Source organism: Paenibacillus sp. MB22_1, assembly GCF_047200555.1.
GTDB lineage: Bacteria > Bacillota > Bacilli > Paenibacillales > Paenibacillaceae > Fontibacillus > Fontibacillus phoenicis.
The window spans coordinates 2125678-2143482 of sequence record NZ_JBLADV010000002.1 but is presented as its reverse complement, the minus strand read 5'-3'; the positions used below and the strand labels follow the sequence as shown (position 1 = coordinate 2143482).

The following is a 17805-nucleotide window of genomic DNA, read 5'->3' as shown; positions in this document are numbered from 1 at the left end:
TCGTAGGCTTCTTTGTTCAGCGTACTATATTTTGCGGTGCTTGCGCAACGCGAGGACATTAGCGAGCATAAAGACGAAGGACAAGCCAGCCAGCACATACACATCCAACGCGATTCCGCTCCAGCCTTCGCCGCGGATCATGATGCCGCGCAGCGCATCCGCCCCGTATTTCAGCGGTGTGATATGGGTAATCCAGCGCAGCCAAGGCGAAATGCTCTCCAGGTCAAACAATCCGGAGAAAAACACCTGCGGCACGATGACAATCGGAATGAACTGAATCATCTGGAACTCTGTGTTAGCGAACGCCGACAGCAAGGTGCCGAAGCTCAGAGCCGTGAGAGACAGCAGCAGCATGATAAGCAGCACGTAACCAAAGGAGCCCACCATCAAGCTGCCAAGCGCATACACCGTAAACCCGGCGATCAACACCGCCTGCAGACTGGTGAAGATCCCGAACCCGGCCATATAACCGACAACGATTTCCCATCGGCGCAGCGGCGTGGCGAGCAACCGTTCCAGCGTGCCGCTTGTTCGTTCGCGCAGGAAAGACACGCCCGCGATCAGGAATACGAAGAAGAAAGCAAACAATCCGATTAACACTGGACTAAAGCTGTCGAAGCTCGACATGTCTGCAGATCCGTGCAAATATTCGAACTCCGGCGCAGCGGCGTTCCCATTCGGATTTTGCGTTATTCCGGCTGGAGTTGCTTGCCCCTGAAGCGTTTTTTGCATGAGCAGCATGACTGCCCGGTTTTTGGATGGATCGCTGCCTTCCAGCTTCACCTGCGCCGCCCCCTGATCTAAGCGAATAAACGCATCGATCTCTTGATCAGCCAAGGCCGCCTCGGCCGCTTCAACGGTATCGTAGGTGGTGACTTCCGCATCAGCAGCGGTTAATTTCTCCGTAATCGCAGCAGGCAGCTGCACGGTACCAATCTTCGGTTGGTAGGTGTCTCCATTAAACACAAGATACATTAAGGATAAGACCAGAAGCGGAGCGACGACCAACAACGCCAGCGTTCTTTTGTCATGGATAAACTGACGGACGATACGGACAATCACAGCCCGGATTCTCATGCACGAACACCTCCGTAATGCAAAAAGGCTTCCTCAATCGTCGCGCTGCCAGTCTCCTGTTTCAGCGCCTCCGGCGTACCTACGGCGATCAAATTACCGTCCCTTACCATCCCTAGCCGATGACATTTGTCGGCTTCGTCCATGACGTGGGTGGTGACGAGAATCGTCGTGCCTTTTTGGCTCAGGTGTTCGAATTCGTCCCAAATGGACTTGCGCAGCACCGGGTCGATCCCGACGGTAGGCTCGTCGAGAATGAGCACCTCAGGCTCATGCATAAGCGCGATCGCCAGCGACAATCGGCGTTTCATCCCGCCGGAGTAAGCGCTGACCGGACGTTTCAAATGATCCGTCAAATTGACAAGCGCCATAACTTCTTCGATTCGCCGCTTCATTTTCACACCTTTTAACCCAAATAACGCCCCAAAAAACTCTAGGTTCTCCTTTGCCGTAAGCTCGTTGTACATCGCGTCAGATTGAGCCATATAGCCGATGCGGTTCATCATGCTGATCTTTGGCATTCGGATGCCCAGCACCTCAACCTCGCCGCTGGTCGCTTCGTCGATGCCGGCGATCATTTTCACGAACGTTGTCTTGCCAGAGCCCGACGGCCCCAGCAGTCCAAAAATCTCATTGCGCCGCACCTCCAGGCTGATCCCGTGCAGCACCTCTTTATCGTTGAACTTGCGGGTCACTCCTTGAGTTCGAATACAAACTTCTTGATTAGACATCTGCACCACTCCTCTATGGGACAGGTTGTTGACGTGAGTACTTACTCACATTTTCTTGATGGTTCAAATATACTCCTCGCCGAGTAAATAGTCAAGTGAGTAATCACTCATTTTTTGTTGGATTCCTGTCATGGATTGTCGGCGATTTAGCGCTGGATGATATGGAAGTACTCCCCTTTTCTTGATAAACTGTTGTTACAAAACACGGTGAAAATTAGGAGGCAGTATGAAAAAGAAATTTCTAATTTCAGCGATTCTCACAACGGTTCTTATGCTTGTGTCTATTCCTGCATATGCTTCTGCACCCGCCGCTACACTGATTATTAACGGCAATGTAATCCATGCAGATCTTAAAGTGATCAATGGAACAACATACGTTCCGCTTAGGGTGATATCGGAACACCTTGAGGACGTCGATCTGTACTATAACTCTGCGACCAACACAATTACCATGAATCAACGAAAGACGAATGATCCCTCACAGACCCCAATGAGCCCCCCATCAACGACAGCTTTAACTGGCAAAGAATTAGAGGAATATTTATCAAATCATTTCTCAAAATTAACGACTTCTCTGGGTGAAACTATCCTTTATTTTTCAATTGAGGAGAACAACTCCGATCTGCACCCTTACGATTATTGTATCAAGGTTAAATATGATCCGAAATTCTACGGAAATTTAAAAGACGTAGCCGATAACCCATCTGCACAGCGAGAAAAGATAATTCTAGATGTTAGATCTGAACTCCGTGCTCATATGGAATCTATAGCAAAATCCGCAATTGCTGTCATGCCCGGGAAAAAGTTATGTGGATACTACTATTACGAGAACGCCAATGAGCCAGCTAAACAAGCTGAACTTGCCAAATTCAAGACCAATGCCTGGCAAAATTACGATGGTTCTTCTTCAACCAAATATACGGATTCCAAAATCACTCAATTTCAGTGGACCACATCCGAAGTGAACGGAGTGAAATAAAAGGCAGTCTCCGGTTCCGAGCGTGACGTCTCTCCATAACAAAAGAACGCCCCTCTATCGCAGCTTGTACGAGATTAGGGCGTTCTTTGTTTTATTTTAGTGAGCGATCACCATTCTACCGTCAACGACACTGGGCAATGATCACTGCCCAAGATGTGGCAGTCGATGCCTGCATCCTGCAACTTCGGCGCAAGCCGGGAGGAAGCGAGGAAGTAGTCGATCCGCCAGCCGATGTTCCGCTCGCGAATTTTCGGCATATATGACCACCAGCTGTACACGCCTTCGCGGTCCGGGTAGAAATGCCGGAACGTATCGATAAACCCGGAGGCCAGCAGCTCGGTCATTTTGCCGCGCTCTTCCAGCGTATAACCGGAGTTGCCTTCATTGGACTTGGCGTTCTTGATATCTATGGGATTGTGGGCGACGTTCAGGTCGCCGCAAACGATGACCGGTTTGACCGCATCCAGGCCCGTAAGGTAAGTGCGGAACCGGTCCTCCCACTCCATCCGGTAATCCAAACGGGAGAGGTCGCGTTTCGCATTCGGTGTATACACGGTAACAAGATAAAATTGCTCGAATTCCAGCGTGATAATCCGCCCCTCCGGCTCATAATCCTCCTCCATGCCATAACGCACGGACAAAGGTTTGATGCGCGTGAAGACAGCGGTGCCGGAGTAGCCTTTTTTCTCCGCATAGTTCCAATACTGCTCGTATTCGCTGCCAAGGTCCAGCTCGATCTGCCCTTCCTGCAGCTTCGTCTCTTGAAGGCAGAAGATGTCCGCATCCGCCTCTTTGAAATAGTCCAAAAATCCCTTGCCCACGCAGGCGCGCAGTCCGTTGACGTTCCATGAAACCAGCTTCATGATAATCTCCTTGCCTTGATGTAATCGAGAATTGCGAAAAACCCAATCTAGCAATCTCGTCTATGAATCATGGTTCCAGTTTAACACGTCATACGCCGTTCAAAAAGGCTTTGCCCTTCTTCACGACCTGGGCATCGTACAGGTTCACCGTCGTGCTGAGGATGTAAGAAGGCGGCTGCTTTCCGCGGTTATTTTTATGGCCTTGGATGTGTGCGTCGCTTTTTTCCCAGTTCTTCCATGCTTCCTGCGACTCCCATCGGATCACGACCACCACTTCCTCCTGCTCTTGGCTCTTTCGATTCACCATCACGCTGATGTCCACCAAGCCCTCCATCTGGTCGATGGCGCCCTCTTGGCTAAATCTAGCAATCACCTTGTCGCTGTTGCCCTTCTCAATGACCATGGTCCTTGTCATAACAAACATTCCGGTTCCTCCCTATGGAAAAAAATATCACTTCTCTTCTCGCTTACGCTTCCGCAAGCACAGGTACCTCATAGGTTCCTGGCAACCAGCGGCGCTTCCGGCTCACCGCTTCAGGCGGCATAACCTGCGGCGCCTGCGGATGCAGCAGCCACGACTTCACCGCATGGGTATCGGATACCCGATACAGCGGCGGCTCCTGCTCGAAGTCGATCTTCATCGCGTACGAGCTCCGCAGTGCAAACGCGTCCCCTTGCGGTGGACGGATCAAGTCCGGCGGCGTGCCGGGGATCGCCGCCAGCTTCCCGCCGCCATGTCCATCGAGACTTGGCATCGAGGCCAGCAGTCCCCACGTATACGGATGGCGCGGGTCATAGAAAATTTCCTCCGCCGTCCCCGTCTCCACGATTTGTCCGGCGTACATCACCGCAACGCGGTCGGCCATTTTGGCTACAACCCCAAGGTCGTGCGTAATAAAAATAATGGCCGTGCCGATCTTCTGCTGCAGCTCTTTCATCAGCTCCAGAATCTGCGCCTGAATCGTAACGTCCAGCGCCGTCGTTGGCTCATCGGCGATCAACAGCTTCGGATTGGCCGCCAGCGCAATGGCGATCATCACCCGCTGCCGCATCCCGCCGCTGAATTCATGCGGGTATTGGTGAAAGCGCCGCTCCGGCGACTTGATCCCAACCAGACCAAGCAGCTCCACGGCCCGTTGGTACGCAGCTTCTTTGGACAGATGCTCATGGGTATGCAGCACCTCGGTAATCTGCTTCCCGACCTTCATGGTTGGGTTCAGCGAGGTCATCGGGTCCTGGAAGATCATCCCGATCTCCTTGCCGCGAATCCGCTGCATCTGCTTCTCCGTTTTGCGGGTCAGCTCTTGCCCGTCAAACCAGATCTCCCCGCGTTTGTACACCCCCTGCGGCCGGGGAATTAGCTGCATGATGGCCTGGGAAGTGACGCTTTTGCCCGAGCCCGATTCACCTACGATGGCCAGCGTCTCCCCTTGGTCGACGTGGAAGTTCACGCCGCGAATGGCCTGCACTTCCCCCTCCCGGGTATGAAACGAGATGGCCAAATCCTTTACTTCCAATAAGTGTTTCATGTGATGTTTGATTCCTCACTCTCCACTCCATGATTGGAGTCGTCTCTATAGTCAGATGACGAAGGGCAGAACCTAGCGAAACGGATCAACTGGATGACTAAATCAACCTGTTGATATTCTCCCCGCCACTTAGTGATAATGATTATCATTATTAAATATAGCATGTTTGACTATTATATCTCAAATGGAAAAACCTCGCCTTATGCCTTCCTGTTTTCCCTAGTTCTCGCGTAAATTTCAATTTGAAGTCCGTCGCTTTCTCTATACACTCTGCCGCAGCTATGCTAAGATATCAAATATGCAAAGATTCAGAGATATGAAATTTATGATTTTAAGGAGTTTAGTCGATGGACGCGAACTTGCAACAATTTAAGGCGGAATTCTTCAAAGCTCTCGCCCATCCGATGCGAATTCGTATTCTGGAGGTGCTGAGCGAAGGCGAACGGAACGTCAACGAGCTGCAATCGATCCTGGGATCGGAAGGGTCTGCCGTATCTCAACAATTAGCCGTTCTTCGCGCCAAAAATCTGGTCAATACCGTCAAGGAAGGCACGACGGTTGTGTACTCGCTTCGAGATCCACTGCTGAAAGATTTGCTCGCAGTAGCCCGGCAAATTTTCGACAATCACTTGGTCGAATCCATTTCCTTACTGCGCGGGATCCGAAAACAAAAATAAGGATCCTCAAGTTTCCCCGTCGGGCTGCGGGGGTCTTTTTTGTTTGTGGGAAAGTACTTGCTCTATGAAATGCAGATTTTTAAGAAAAGAAGGGTTTAACGGATGAAGTGGAGTGGAAGGTTCACCAATGTTAATGCGACAACGCTGCGCAAAGATTTGATATCGGGGTGTATTGTTGGCATCGTGGCCCTCCCGCTTGGGATGGCTTTTGCAATCGCGTCCGGCGTCGAGCCGGAGTATGGGCTGTATACGACGATCGTCGCCGGGATCTTGATTTCGCTGTTAGGCGGATCCCGATTCCAAATCGGCGGCCCTACCGGGGCGTTTATTCCGATTCTGCTCGCAATTGTGCTGCAATACGGCTATGAGAATCTCCTGATCGCCGGCTTTCTGGCCGGGATCATGCTGGTGTTGATGGGCCTGCTGCGGCTCGGAACGCTGATCAAATTCATCCCGAGGCCGGTCACGATTGGGTTTACCGCCGGCATTGCGGTGACGATCTTCAGCGGGCAAATCGGGAATTTCCTTGGTTTGACCGGGATGAAGCGGCATGAATATTTTCATGAAAATATTAAGGAAATCTTCCTGCAGCTTCATACGTTTAACTTCTACAGCTTCCTGACTGCAGGTATCTGCCTGGCAGCCCTGCTGCTGACGCCCAAGTTTCTCCCGAAAATCCCCGGATCGCTGGTTGGCATCCTCGTGTCTACGTTAGCTGCGACGTGGCTGTTCCCCGACCGGGTGACGACCATCGGCTCCGCTTACGGGGCGATTCCCGGCGGCTTGCCGGATTTCCACCCGCTGGCCTTGTCCTGGGACAACATCGTACCGATGCTCCAGCCAGCGCTGATCATCGCCTTGCTTGGCGGCATCGAATCGCTGCTCTCTGCCGTTGTAGCGGACAGCATGACCGGCACCCGTCACGACAGCAACCGCGAGCTGATCGGGCAAGGTCTCGCCAACATGGCCGCTCCGCTGTTCGGCGGCATTCCAGCGACCGGGGCGATCGCCCGCACGGCGACGAATATCAAGAACGGAGCAGTGTCTCCTTTTTCCGGCATCATTCATGGCGTCGTTGTGCTGCTGATCGTCGCTTTGTTTGCGCCATATGCATCCAACATCCCGCTGGCCAGCATGGCCCCGATCCTGATGGTCGTCGCCTGGAACATGAGCGAGCGCAAAGCGTTTGTCCACATGCTGAAGACACGGACCAGCGATACGCTCGTACTGATCGTTACGTTCCTGCTGACCGTATTTACGACGTTGACCATAGCTGTCGAGGTGGGATTGGTGCTGGCTGTTCTGCTGTTCGTCAAACGGATGAGTGACCTGCTCACCGTTGACAAGGTGCTGCCCGATTGGGCCTCCGGCAAGGAGAAGGTACGGGCGCATATCGTGTCCAAGGATCATGATTGCCCGCAAGTTTCCATTTTCACCATCGACGGCCCGTTGTTCTTTGGCGCTTCGCAAGCGTTTGATCGGTTTGTCTCGCAAATTGAAGGCGGACTGCTGCGAGTGGTGTTGATCCGAATGGGCAAGGTACCGTTTATGGATACGACCGGCGAAGCGAATTTTGCCGCCCTGATCAAGCGGCTCAAGCAATCCGGCATCACCGTCCTCGTCTCCGGCCTTCGTGCGCAGCCGCGCAAGCTGATGGACAAAGCCGGTTGCTATGCCATGATTGGCGAGGAGCATTTTTTTGAAAGCACCGGGGAAGCCCTCACCTACGCTTTAAGCCAAATCAACAACGACAAGTGCCGCGGCTGCAAGCATTTCGCTTTCCGCGAATGCGCCGCCCTGTGCGGGGCGGCGGAGCACGAGCGGCACAAGCGTACCGAACTCGCCGGGTCGCTGGCTCGGGAAAGCAAGGTTACGGTGTAGCTCTGCTGGGGCTGTAAATCCGGCTAAAACCTCCCAAATAGGATGTAGTACATTCTATTTGGGAGGTTTTTTATGCTGTTTTGAAGGGATCCTCCATAACTATTTCCCCTATGACATTCGGTTTAATTACTATTCTATATCTAGTTCTCAAAATCAATATTATTGCCCAATGAAATAGTCCAATCATTTCTTTCACAGTTTCATAATTTAAGAGATGTGAGGGATATTTTTAAGAAGCTATGAAAGTCCCTTATAGTTGAGAAGCAATAGGTACCTAGCTCTCGACAAATCAGAAGAGGAGATGTTTAGTCTATGGCATTTACAAAGGAGTAGGCAGCTAAAGTTATTTTAAGTTTGGACGGTGTAAGAAAAACTGAAAGAGCGCAAAGGGAAATTTATGACAAGGGTATTGTTAGTCCTACCGATTCTAGCACTTTAGCAGATGCGTTGAGTGCATCAGCTACTATCTTAGGACTTGTATTTCTCAAAAGTACAGCAGTAGGCTTAGCAACTGCCGTTCTCGGCATTGTAACCGATCTTATTCCAAATGAAAAAGAGATTCTTAAAGTCCAGCGGTATGATGTCAAGTCCTAGATTCGAGTAAATTGGAAATTTTCTATGTGAAAAGTGCTTTGAGTCTAGAAAAATGACAATATCAAACTAATCCCAGCCCAAATCAAGGATAATTCCAGATTTTTACTGGGAATGAGTAAGGACTTTGGCAAAGGGGGCGTCAATCCTTCGCAGTCGTTACCTTCTTCCGTGGCGTATAGAGTTGGCCGTTGCGTAGCAGCACATCGACCAGACGCACAAGTTTTCTTGCCGTTAAGACGAGGGCGCGTTTGTGTTGGTGCTTAGGAACTTCTTTGTACTTCTTCCGGTAATACTCACCGAATTCCTCATCGCGGTTTTTCACCGAGTTGGCAGCTTCAACCAGGTAATAGCGAAGGAATCGGTTGCCGGATTTAATGCGTTTGGTATCTTCGGCTTCAAAAGGGCCAGACTGATGTTTACGCCAGGAAAGGCCGGCATACTTGGCCACAGCCGCTTGATCACTGAAGCGATCGATGTCTCCAATCTCCGCGAGGATACCGGCGGCATACACCCGGTCAATCCCAGGGATGGAGCGCAAGCATTTGGATTCAGGCAGGCCTTCGAGAATGCGCTCTATGGCTTTGTCCAAATCTTTGAGCTGTGCCTGGATGCTTCGAATCACTTGAATGGATGTGCCAAGCACCAGGTCGATGGAGTCCTCAACCACTTTGGAAAGTCGATAAGAGGCTCTGGCAGCCTTCTGAATGCAGCGTGCGACGTTCTCCGGATCAGGGAAGCGATTGCGTCCCTTGTCCCTTAAATAGTCGGCCAATTCGGCGACATCCATCGTGGCAATGTCGTCAAGGCTGTACTTCTCGGAGAGCATCTCCATGAGCGCGTGACCGAATACCGAGCTGTCTACTTCGGTCGTAAAGGCGTTGCACTTGTAGAACAGGTTCTGCAAAAAATATTGCTTCTCACGCGCCAGGTTGTGGATCAGGTGGAATCGCATGCGCGTGAGGCGCTGGAGCGCAACATATTGCTCTTGCATGACGATGGTGGTGGTCAATCGTCCAAAGCGCAAGCGATCCGCAATCACCCAGGCATCAAGACGGTCGGTCTTGTCCATATCCGGGTAGGCTTCTCTGAATTTGCTGACCAGCTTCGGGTTGATGGTGAACACTTTGGCTTTACGGGCTTTGAGCGCCGGATCCTCATGCATGAACATGGCAGGATGCCAGCTGTAGACCGAAGTCGCTTCAAGGCCAATGTGAATCTCGGAAGACGAATGCTTGTCCGCTACAGCGACGATGCGATCTCTCAGATGAGAAGCGCCGTCGAGATTATTCTTGACGGTGAGCGTTTCCAGCTTGTCTCCGTCGGGATTCATAAAGCACGCTTCCAGTTCTTGTGAGCTGACGTCAATACCGACAAATAACTTCAAATGGAGTTCCTCCTTTCTGTTGAGGGATTCAGGGAATGGACGCTCCGGGATGCCTCCGGCGCACACGCAGATCAATCACCCTCGCCTATGAGAACACACTTCAGTCCATGAGCTGCCCCGGCACTGCTATAGCCGGGCATGGGTTGCCGAAGGGAACAGCCAGCGGGTAAGAAGTTCAGACGTGTACCGGAGAAACAGACTTTTAATGTAGACGTGGCTACAGGAGGGATACGAATTTCCCCGAATGGACCCTAAGTTCCATTGTCCAGAGACATTCCAGAAAGTCCAGTCCCCATTCAATTTTCAAAGAACGATTTGCTGGAAAATTTCAAGGAATCTCTCCAGCCCCTACGGGGCTGGAAGCTGAAAGAAAAGAGCTTTCAAAAGATACTATACGAGAGATGGTATACGATGGATATTGGCATTTAGGATACCTCGAAGACTTTTTGGTTGATAATCCAAACTTTGATTTACTGGAAGTTAACTTTCCTTTTATTGAGTACGAAACGGCTGGCGTTCGTTTCATCACAGGTAACGGCGTAGTAACTCGAGTTCATTCAAAAAGTGGGGGATGTCAAATTCTGTAATATTTATCAAAAAAAGCAACCTTTTTTTAGTAGAAGGGTTGCTTTTTTTATACTCCGGAAAACTTACTTTTTAAATAATTCCTGAATAACGACCGGTGGATCAACCTTGCTTGTTATTTTGTAATATGAAGATCTGCCCCTGTTATACTCAAAAATATTGATGTAATGGTTATCATAAAGGATTAAACCAAACGCTAGCTCCCTGTTGACTTTTATAGTTATCCAGTAGGACTCTGTGTAACTAATATTTGATAAATTCGTTCTCTTTAGCTCAAGCTGTGAAAAATAATCTACAATTTTATTGATTTCATTTTTGTCAGTTATAGATCGTTCATCTTCATCTGCAGAGTTATATAATCGACTAATGACTTGTAATGAGCTTATTTCATCAGTATTTATATCTTTCATCACAATCTCGTTAAATGTAGTATTTTTTGAATGGTTTAAAAAAATCAATGTACCGGCAACTAATAAAATTAAAATTATTCCAATTGCAATGTATTTATAACGTTTCATAGAACATCACCTCATCTTCTCCATATAAACTTTTCATTTTAGTACATTAAAACTCCAATCATTCTTCAAACTTTAGGATACTCTATGAACTGGCTCCTTCTGTTTTACAGCAGGAGCCAGTTTCAGATTTTTTACTACTACTTTGAAAATTAAAATTTATCCTAATTAAACTTGAGCGTTTTGCAGTAATCTGAGGCCTTGAGCCGTAAGGATTTTCGGACATAAAAAAGGGACTTCACCCCAACTTGGAGAAGTTTTCAAGTGACTAAACCCAAAAACCTCAAGGATGGAGGAAGTCACTTTGTATATTCTCCAAGAATGTCTGTTTTCCTTCGAAGAACTTTTAAAAATTCAACCCAAGGAGAGATTGCCGATCTTCTTCAGCTCTCTCGATCTGAGACCGTATGCCAAGGAACTGAGAAGCCGTTCACCCCGAGGCGCTGAGGGATACTGCAGACAAGGTATTCTACGAGCACTCTTGGCTGCGCCGCTTGAAGGAATAAGTACCTTTTCAGGGTTGCATAAGCGTTTGGATACGGATCTCCGGTTTCGTTATCAGTGTGGTCTTCGGCTGGATCGAGAAGCTCCTTCCATATCCACATTAAGCCGAGTTTTCTCAGAACTGACGAGAAAGGACTTGGCAAAACGGCTTTTTGAGGATTTGGTCACACGCTGTCAGCAGGAAGGTATCATAGAAGGCAGTAACGTCGCCATAGACAGCGCCGCTCTCCGCGCTTACGAGAAAAAGCAGCCCAAACGCAAAAGCGAGCAAACGGGTAATGCGAACTGGGGCGCAAAAATTGATTCCTTCGGCAATAAAATCACATGGTTTGGTTACAAAATTCATCTGGCGGTCGATACGAAAAGTGAATTGCCGATCGCCTTGGAAGTAACGCCGGCGCATGTCAATGATGGAGAAATGGCGCCGGGCCTGATCGAGAAAACAGCGTCCAGGACGAGCACACGATTTTTCATACTCGATGCGGGCTACGACCAAATGAAAGTTTATGAGGCCGCCCGCAACGTCAAGGCACAAGCCATCATTCCCCTTAATCTTCGGGGGGAGAAGGAACCGCCTGCTGGCATGACCTCGAACGGAACACCGTGCTGTTCCATGGGTTATGCGATGACATACTGGGGAGTTGACGGCGATATGCATAAATTTCGCTGCCCGCATGCCACGGGTAAAGTCGACTGTCCGCTTGGCATGGCTGCCTGCTCGTCTTCAAACTATGGAATGGTCGTCAAAGTAAATGCGAAGGATGATCTCCGGCGATACAGCATCCCTCATCGGGATACAAAGCGTTGGAAGGAACTTTACAATGAACGAACCAGCGTAGAACGCTGCAACTCCCGATTGAAAACCTATTTGACGGCAGACGCCGCACATGTCCGGGGCATTCAGAAAGTCACAACTCACCAGTATTTGAATGCCATTGTTCTGCTTGCATCTGCGCTCGCCGTTTCTCATCATTCAAAACGGGCTGCCGCTTAAAAAACGAGCTGTTCTAAAATTCTGCAAGTCTGCCCTTTTCTTCATCCATATAATACCATTTTCGAAAATTACCCCTTAACGACAGTGAATATGCTATCGCTTCTTCTCTGAAACGGAATTATGCAAAACACTCAAACTTACTAACAAATTCTTAATTTCCACTAATATTTTCGTTTCGATCCTCATCTGTGTAATCTCTTACAGCTAAATGCCGATGATCTTAAAAACAAATTTTTTTATTTAATCAAACTTGAAGGGAGTGATTAGCTTCTCTAAAGTCAACGATAATCAAGTGAACAGTCACCTTAAATAAAAGAATTATTGGTACCTACTCCTAAAGTTTCCAAGAAAAGGATTGTTTAAATCCATAATATGCTCCCTCCTCCTGATCGTCAAGCTCTTCCGGTACTAAAACTGATCCTTTACCAATAGCCACTCAGTTATTGTGCACGTAAGTCGAGGGCTCACCCTTTACCGCTCCAAGGTAAACTCATCCAACCTGCGGCCGTTCACGGTATACGCGATGTACACCAAGGTGTGCTCGCTTACGGTGATCCCGGCAAACGTCTGCTTGTTGGGTTGGGTGTGTACGGCATGGTAGAACTTATCTTTTTTTAAATCGTTAAATTTGGGACCGGAGGTGTTGGAGACGACATAGACGGTCCCTTTGCCGTCTTGGGCGATTTGTCCATCCCTGATCGGATAGGAGCGGGAATATTCATGGTTGTGCCCCTGCAGCACCAGATCCACGCCAAACTCATCGAACACCGGAATCCAATCCTCGATTTTGTCGTACTGATTGCCACCGTAAGCAGGCCGATGAATCGCCACGATTGTCCAAGGCTTGGTGTTCTTGCGCAAATCCTCTCTGAGCCATTCCGTCTGCCTTTTGATTTTGGACTCCGTATTGAGCACAACGATATGAGCAAATCCATAATCAAAAGAATACGTAGTCCCCGGCGTAGCTCCCTCCGCCCCATTCTCCGGCACAAGAAAATGCGACGTAAACGCCGAAGCGTCCCCGGAAATTTCATCATGATTGCCCGCCACCGGCATCAGCGGCACGCGGGTAAGCCATTGGGCGGCTTGTCCAAACAGCCATTTCCAGCCCTGCGCATCGTCCGGATTCTCTGTCATATCCCCGTTGTGCACGATGAAGCGGGCTTCCGGGAATGCTTGAAACGCTTTGTCCAACGTGCGCGCCCAAAGCCGGAAATCCGCAGCCTTCTCGCCTTGCGAATCCGTGACGTTAATGAAGGTAAACGCCTGAGGTTCCTCAGGTTCTGTCACAAAGCTGACCGGCTCGCTCCAGCCGTCTTCCTGTCCATTTCCCACGCGGTAGACATACGTCGTTCCCGGACGAAGGCCGGCGGCTAACACCTTGTACACTGTCTGCCCTTTGCCCCCGTCCTCCATCACGGACGCCTTCGCTTTGAAGCTGAGCACCTCTGCCTCGTTCCAGGAAGGATCGGGCTCCGCCCCCTCCGCGATCTGCAAAATCCCAGGCTCCCCGGACGCCCCTTCAGTCTGCCAGGTGAACGCCATCGTCGTCCGCGCATCCCCGCCGATCGTCATCACGATCGATTGGGGTTTCGGGACGGCGGATACGCCAGCCTGTTGTTTTTTTTGCCAGCCAAAGACGACGATGCCAAGCAGCAACACAACTACCACTATCCCCAGCCAAACCATCTGACTCCGACCTTTCATATAAAAAAACTCCTTCGTGAATTTCCCTCAAGATAATGCGCGGGGGAGCCCCCTGTCAACTTTCCGACTTACAGGATTTCACATTTGTCAACGCAGTGTTAAAACTTTCAGTTGATTTTCAGTTTGCGTTAAGTGGACAATCAGGGAGCCTTGATAGGATAAATGACATCACACATAAGGTTCCCGAGAAAAGAGGTGCAACTTGAACTTGAACCAGAAACTGAAGTATCGCCACGAGCTGAAATTTATGATCAACCGCCACCAGTATTATATCCTTCGGCAACGGTTACGGGGATTAGCCCGCCATGACGAACATGCGGGACAGGACGGTGAATACCATATTCGCAGCCTGTATTTCGACGACATCGACAACTCCGCCTTGCACGACAAATTGGGGGGCATCCGTGACCGCCGTAAATACCGGATTCGCATTTATAACGGGCGGGACGACCTGATTCAGTTTGAGAAAAAAATCAAAAAAGGCGACTATATCGCCAAGCTCAAAGAACGGTTGACCCGGGAGACGGTGGATGCCATCCTGGCCGGAAATATTGAAGTGCTGAACGTGCCGGAAAAGCCGCTGTTGTATGAGCTTTACCTTGAGATGAAGCAGCGACTCTTGGCGCCGCAGGTGATCGTCGATTATGTCCGCGAACCGTTTGTTTGCCCGAACGGCAATGTGCGGATCACGTTTGATAAGGAGCTGCGGACCGGACTCCATGCCGTCAATTTGTTTGACCCGGATTTACGGCCCGTTTCGGCCAACGATGACAAGCTCATCATTCTCGAGGTCAAATACGACGAGTACATTCCGGAATATCTGCAGGCCGCTCTGCAGTTAGAGGGGCTCAGACAGCAATCGGCATCCAAATACGTCATTTGCCGCAAATATTTGAAGACCAACGCATGGGAGGATTATTGATTGATGAATGCAACAAATACTGCAACGACAACAACGAATTTTAGCGATATCGTGAAAAATTCCATTCTCGACAATTTCACTTCAGACATCAGCATCAGCAAAATCATCATTACGTTAGGCGTTTCGTTCCTGATCGGACTGTTCATTTACATTTTGTACAAACGGGTATTCAGCGGGGTGCTGTACTCGAAGAGCTTTAACGTCTCGCTCATCGGCATGACAATGGTCACTGCGATGGTGATTATCGCCGTTAACTCCAACCTGGTGCTGTCCCTCGGTATGGTTGGTGCCCTGTCGATCGTCCGCTTCCGTACGCCGATCAAGGATCCAACCGATCTGATCTTCCTGTTCTGGGCAGCCGCAGCCGGGATCGTCGCAGGCGCCGGGTTTTATGCGCTGGCCGCCATCGGTTCGGCGGTGATTGGCCTCATCCTGTTCCTGTTCATCAAGAGCAGTTCCTTGGAAACCCCTTATCTGCTGGTTGTGAACTGTGAGAGCGATGAGAGCGAGAAGCTCGTTCATTCGCAAATCGGGCAGCTGGTCAAACGCTACAACGTGAAGCAAAAAACCGTAACCGCAGGCAACATTGAAATGACGCTAGAGGTTCGCTTGCGCGATCAGGAAGGCAATTTTGTGAACCAAATTACCGCGCTGGGCGGCGTCAAAAATGCCGTGTTGATCAGCTATAACGGCGACTACGTGTCTTAACGGAACCCGGAGGTGGAAGAGAATGATGCGCAAAGGGACCCGGCTTTTGCTGTGGACGTGCGTCGGGCTGCTGTTGGTTGGCCTGATTGCCTGCGAGGCCACCATGAATTCCGGGGGATCCTCCGTGACGAACAGTCAGACGGGGGCTGCCGGGAAGCGAACGGTCTCTGCGGAGGAGAAAAAGCTGGATGAAGAGGTGTTCCCCAAGGACCGGGTGGTTGACGTGAAAATCACCATCGACGAGGCGGATTTCCAAGACATGCTGGACAATGCCAGCGCCGAGGAATTCAAAACCGCGTCGGTGGATTACAACGGTCACCATTTTGACAATGTCGGCATCCGTACCAAAGGCAATTTGAGCTTGCGCAGCGTGGTGCAAATGAGCGATTCCGATCGGTACAGCTTTAAGTTGTCTTTTGACGAATATGTGAATCAAACCTTGGAAGGTATTCAAAAAATCAACCTGAACAACAACTACAGTGACGCTACGTACATGCGGGAGTTTCTGACCTATGAGCTATCCGAGCAGATGGGCTTGCCAACGCCAAAGCACTCTTACGTGAACGTCTATATTAACGGCGAGCTCTGGGGGTTCTACCTGGCGGTGGAGCAAATCGGCGACGCCTATCTGGAGCGTAACTTTGGCAATGCCTACGGGGCGTTGTACAAAGGGGAAATGACCGGCAGCGGCAGCGATTTGACTTGGCTGGGCGATGATCTGTCGGCGTATACCGGATTGGTGCAGAAGTCGAAGTCGTCGAACGGCGATATCCTGATCAAGATGCTGGATGAACTGAATAACGGCAGCAACTATGAAAAATACATCAATGTGCCGGACGCGCTGGGCTACATTGCGCTAAACACGCTCACGAACAATATGGACAGCTACATCGGCGCCAATAAGCAGAACTATTATTTGTACGAGGACGACGGCGTCTTCTCCATCCTGCCTTGGGATTACAACATGGCCTTTGGCGGTATGGGCCGGGGCGGCGGCGGATTCGGCCGCGGCGCGAACGGCGGCGCAGGCGGCGGAGCGGATGGCGCTGGCGGTGCAGCCGGTGCGACCGGGGCGGCCGATGGCGGTGCGCAAGACGGTGCAACCGGTGGCGATGACGCTGGTGCTGCCCGCGGGCAGCCGCAAGCTGGCGCTGGCGCGGACGCTCAAGGCGGTGCGGCGGCTCCAGGCGGCGGTAGTTCGGGTCGGAGCAATCTGCTGATCGACGAACCAACGCAAGGCGCCGTAGCAGATCGGCCGCTGGTGGCCAAGCTGCTGGCAGTAGATGAATACAAGGTCCAGTACCATGATATCCTTCAGTCAGCGATCGACAACTTCCTGGAGAATGACAAATTCTCCGCCCGCGTCACGGAGTTGTCGGAAATGATCTCGTCTTATGTAAAAGCCGATCCAACGGCCTTTTACACCTATGAAGAATACGAGCAAGCTGTGCCCCAACTGATCAGTACCAATGCTAGTCAGATCGAGAATATCCAGCAGCAGCTCGACGGTACCATCGCCTCGTCCGGCGATGGATCGGGCAGCGGCGGCGGCTTTGGCGGCATGGGCGGCGGCTTCGGCGGCGGGCGTACGGGCCGCACTGCAGCGCAAGGCCAGAGCGAGACCCAAGCCGGCGCAGTCGCGGAGCCAAGCACGCCGACCAACGGCGCAGCGGGCAGCGCGCAGGGCGGCGATGGCGCTCCCGCCGGCCAAGGCGGGCAACCGCCGCAAGCCGGCGGTAACGGCGCCATGGGCGACCCGGCGCAAGCGACGCAAGCGGGCGCGCCAGCCGCCGCGGCGGACGGCGCCGCCAGCGGCGACGCCCAGGCGCAGTTGCCGCAGGGCGCACCGGGTGCGCCTGGCGCCGAAGGCGAGGCCGGCAGCCTGCCGGCCCTTCCGGATGGCATGCAGCCTCCGGAAGGGTTCCCGGGCGACGCCGGTGAGCTTGGCGATGCCGCCGGCGGCGCGGGCGAAGCTCGCCCTGCGGGCGGCTTCCGCGGCGGCGATTTCCCGGGCGGCGGCCGCGGCTTCGGGCCAAATGGCCAACAAGCTGGCAGCAGCAGCGAAGCGCTGATCACCGGCATCTCCTTGCTGGTGCTCCTAGCCGCTGCAGGCTTCGTCGCTTTCTTCCGCCGGAAACGGCTATAGAAAACTGCAAAA

Annotated in this window: 15 protein-coding genes; 7 read left to right on the top strand and 8 right to left on the bottom strand. The window is 51.3% G+C overall.

The window, feature by feature from the left end; translation table 11 throughout:
- Window positions 1-24: 24 nt before the first annotated feature.
- Together ACL02P_RS21575 and ACL02P_RS21570 are read right to left on the bottom strand one after the other, a co-directional pair.
- Window positions 25-1077, bottom strand: a complete 1053-nt coding sequence (locus ACL02P_RS21575; protein ID WP_028539957.1) for an ABC transporter permease — start codon at window positions 1075-1077, stop codon at window positions 25-27.
- Window positions 1074-1805 carry an ABC transporter ATP-binding protein gene (locus tag ACL02P_RS21570; protein WP_028539956.1) on the bottom strand — a complete coding sequence of 244 codons (732 nt, stop codon included), beginning with the start codon at window positions 1803-1805 and terminating at the stop codon, window positions 1074-1076. The genes ACL02P_RS21575 and ACL02P_RS21570 overlap by 4 nt, the downstream gene beginning before the upstream one ends.
- A gap of 226 nt (window positions 1806-2031) precedes the next feature.
- Here ACL02P_RS21570 and ACL02P_RS21565 point away from each other — a divergent pair, with 226 nt between their 5' ends.
- Window positions 2032-2784 (top strand): stalk domain-containing protein, encoded by a 753-nt coding sequence (locus ACL02P_RS21565; RefSeq protein WP_028539955.1) that lies wholly within the window; start codon window positions 2032-2034, stop codon window positions 2782-2784.
- 107 nt (window positions 2785-2891) lie between these two features.
- On the opposite strand, the gene ACL02P_RS21560 is transcribed toward ACL02P_RS21565, so the two are convergent.
- From ACL02P_RS21560 to ACL02P_RS21550, 3 genes are all read right to left on the bottom strand, one after another.
- Window positions 2892-3647 (bottom strand): exodeoxyribonuclease III, encoded by a 756-nt coding sequence (locus ACL02P_RS21560; RefSeq protein ID WP_009224436.1) that lies wholly within the window; start codon window positions 3645-3647, stop codon window positions 2892-2894.
- Between the two features lie 88 nt (window positions 3648-3735).
- Window positions 3736-4071, bottom strand: coding sequence for an antibiotic biosynthesis monooxygenase (locus ACL02P_RS21555; RefSeq protein WP_009224435.1), 336 nt, complete (start codon window positions 4069-4071; stop codon window positions 3736-3738).
- A gap of 43 nt (window positions 4072-4114) precedes the next feature.
- Window positions 4115-5176: an ABC transporter ATP-binding protein gene (locus tag ACL02P_RS21550; RefSeq protein ID WP_412838052.1), complete on the bottom strand. Its 1062-nt coding sequence runs from the start codon at window positions 5174-5176 to the stop codon at window positions 4115-4117.
- 347 nt (window positions 5177-5523) lie between these two features.
- Here ACL02P_RS21550 and ACL02P_RS21545 point away from each other — a divergent pair, with 347 nt between their 5' ends.
- Window positions 5524-5853: an ArsR/SmtB family transcription factor gene (locus ACL02P_RS21545; protein WP_009224433.1), complete on the top strand. Its 330-nt coding sequence runs from the start codon at window positions 5524-5526 to the stop codon at window positions 5851-5853.
- Between the two features lie 102 nt (window positions 5854-5955).
- Complete coding sequence (locus ACL02P_RS21540; RefSeq protein WP_412838051.1) at window positions 5956-7734, top strand: SulP family inorganic anion transporter; 1779 nt, start codon at window positions 5956-5958, stop codon at window positions 7732-7734.
- A 733-nt stretch (window positions 7735-8467) separates the two neighbouring features.
- Here ACL02P_RS21540 and ACL02P_RS21535 read toward each other — a convergent pair.
- Entirely contained in the window at window positions 8468-9712 is a 1245-nt protein-coding gene (locus ACL02P_RS21535) for an IS110 family transposase (RefSeq protein ID WP_090728280.1), read from the bottom strand.
- Between the two features lie 650 nt (window positions 9713-10362).
- The gene (locus ACL02P_RS21530) at window positions 10363-10815 is read right to left on the bottom strand and encodes a hypothetical protein (RefSeq protein WP_009224430.1); all 453 of its coding nucleotides are present in this window, start codon (window positions 10813-10815) and stop codon (window positions 10363-10365) included.
- Window positions 10816-11116: 301 nt separating this feature from the next.
- Between ACL02P_RS21530 and ACL02P_RS21525 the strand changes: the two genes are divergently transcribed.
- Window positions 11117-12310 (top strand): transposase, encoded by a 1194-nt coding sequence (locus tag ACL02P_RS21525; RefSeq protein ID WP_412837532.1) that lies wholly within the window; start codon window positions 11117-11119, stop codon window positions 12308-12310.
- Between the two features lie 471 nt (window positions 12311-12781).
- On the opposite strand, the gene ACL02P_RS21520 is transcribed toward ACL02P_RS21525, so the two are convergent.
- A complete protein-coding gene (locus tag ACL02P_RS21520; protein ID WP_412838050.1) occupies window positions 12782-14017 on the bottom strand; it encodes a purple acid phosphatase family protein in 1236 nt (411 codons plus the stop codon).
- A 208-nt stretch (window positions 14018-14225) separates the two neighbouring features.
- Between ACL02P_RS21520 and ACL02P_RS21515 the strand changes: the two genes are divergently transcribed.
- Genes ACL02P_RS21515 through ACL02P_RS21505 form a run of 3 tightly spaced genes read left to right on the top strand, consistent with a single transcriptional unit; the run spans window position 14226 to window position 17793 of the window.
- Window positions 14226-14939, top strand: a complete 714-nt coding sequence (locus ACL02P_RS21515) for a polyphosphate polymerase domain-containing protein (protein WP_028539950.1) — start codon at window positions 14226-14228, stop codon at window positions 14937-14939.
- A gap of 3 nt (window positions 14940-14942) precedes the next feature.
- Window positions 14943-15647 (top strand): DUF4956 domain-containing protein, encoded by a 705-nt coding sequence (locus tag ACL02P_RS21510; protein WP_028539949.1) that lies wholly within the window; start codon window positions 14943-14945, stop codon window positions 15645-15647.
- Window positions 15648-15669: 22 nt separating this feature from the next.
- Window positions 15670-17793: a CotH kinase family protein gene (locus tag ACL02P_RS21505; RefSeq protein ID WP_198032051.1), complete on the top strand. Its 2124-nt coding sequence runs from the start codon at window positions 15670-15672 to the stop codon at window positions 17791-17793.
- Window positions 17794-17805 lie beyond the last annotated feature (12 nt).

Excerpts from the sequence above, each read along its gene's own strand:
- ACL02P_RS21575 (WP_028539957.1), bottom strand. The coding sequence starts at position 1,077 with ATGAGAATCCGGGCTGTGATTGTCCGTATCGTCCGTCAGTTTATCCAT.
- ACL02P_RS21570 (WP_028539956.1), bottom strand. The coding sequence starts at position 1,805 with ATGTCTAATCAAGAAGTTTGTATTCGAACTCAAGGAGTGACCCGCAAG.
- ACL02P_RS21565 (WP_028539955.1), top strand. The coding sequence starts at position 2,032 with ATGAAAAAGAAATTTCTAATTTCAGCGATTCTCACAACGGTTCTTATG.
- ACL02P_RS21560 (WP_009224436.1), bottom strand. The coding sequence starts at position 3,647 with ATGAAGCTGGTTTCATGGAACGTCAACGGACTGCGCGCCTGCGTGGGC.
- ACL02P_RS21555 (WP_009224435.1), bottom strand. The coding sequence starts at position 4,071 with ATGTTTGTTATGACAAGGACCATGGTCATTGAGAAGGGCAACAGCGAC.
- ACL02P_RS21550 (WP_412838052.1), bottom strand. The coding sequence starts at position 5,176 with ATGAAACACTTATTGGAAGTAAAGGATTTGGCCATCTCGTTTCATACC.
- ACL02P_RS21545 (WP_009224433.1), top strand. The coding sequence starts at position 5,524 with ATGGACGCGAACTTGCAACAATTTAAGGCGGAATTCTTCAAAGCTCTC.
- ACL02P_RS21540 (WP_412838051.1), top strand. The coding sequence starts at position 5,956 with ATGAAGTGGAGTGGAAGGTTCACCAATGTTAATGCGACAACGCTGCGC.
- ACL02P_RS21530 (WP_009224430.1), bottom strand. The coding sequence starts at position 10,815 with ATGAAACGTTATAAATACATTGCAATTGGAATAATTTTAATTTTATTA.
- ACL02P_RS21520 (WP_412838050.1), bottom strand. The coding sequence starts at position 14,017 with ATGAAAGGTCGGAGTCAGATGGTTTGGCTGGGGATAGTGGTAGTTGTG.
- ACL02P_RS21510 (WP_028539949.1), top strand. The coding sequence starts at position 14,943 with ATGAATGCAACAAATACTGCAACGACAACAACGAATTTTAGCGATATC.
- ACL02P_RS21505 (WP_198032051.1), top strand. The coding sequence starts at position 15,670 with ATGATGCGCAAAGGGACCCGGCTTTTGCTGTGGACGTGCGTCGGGCTG.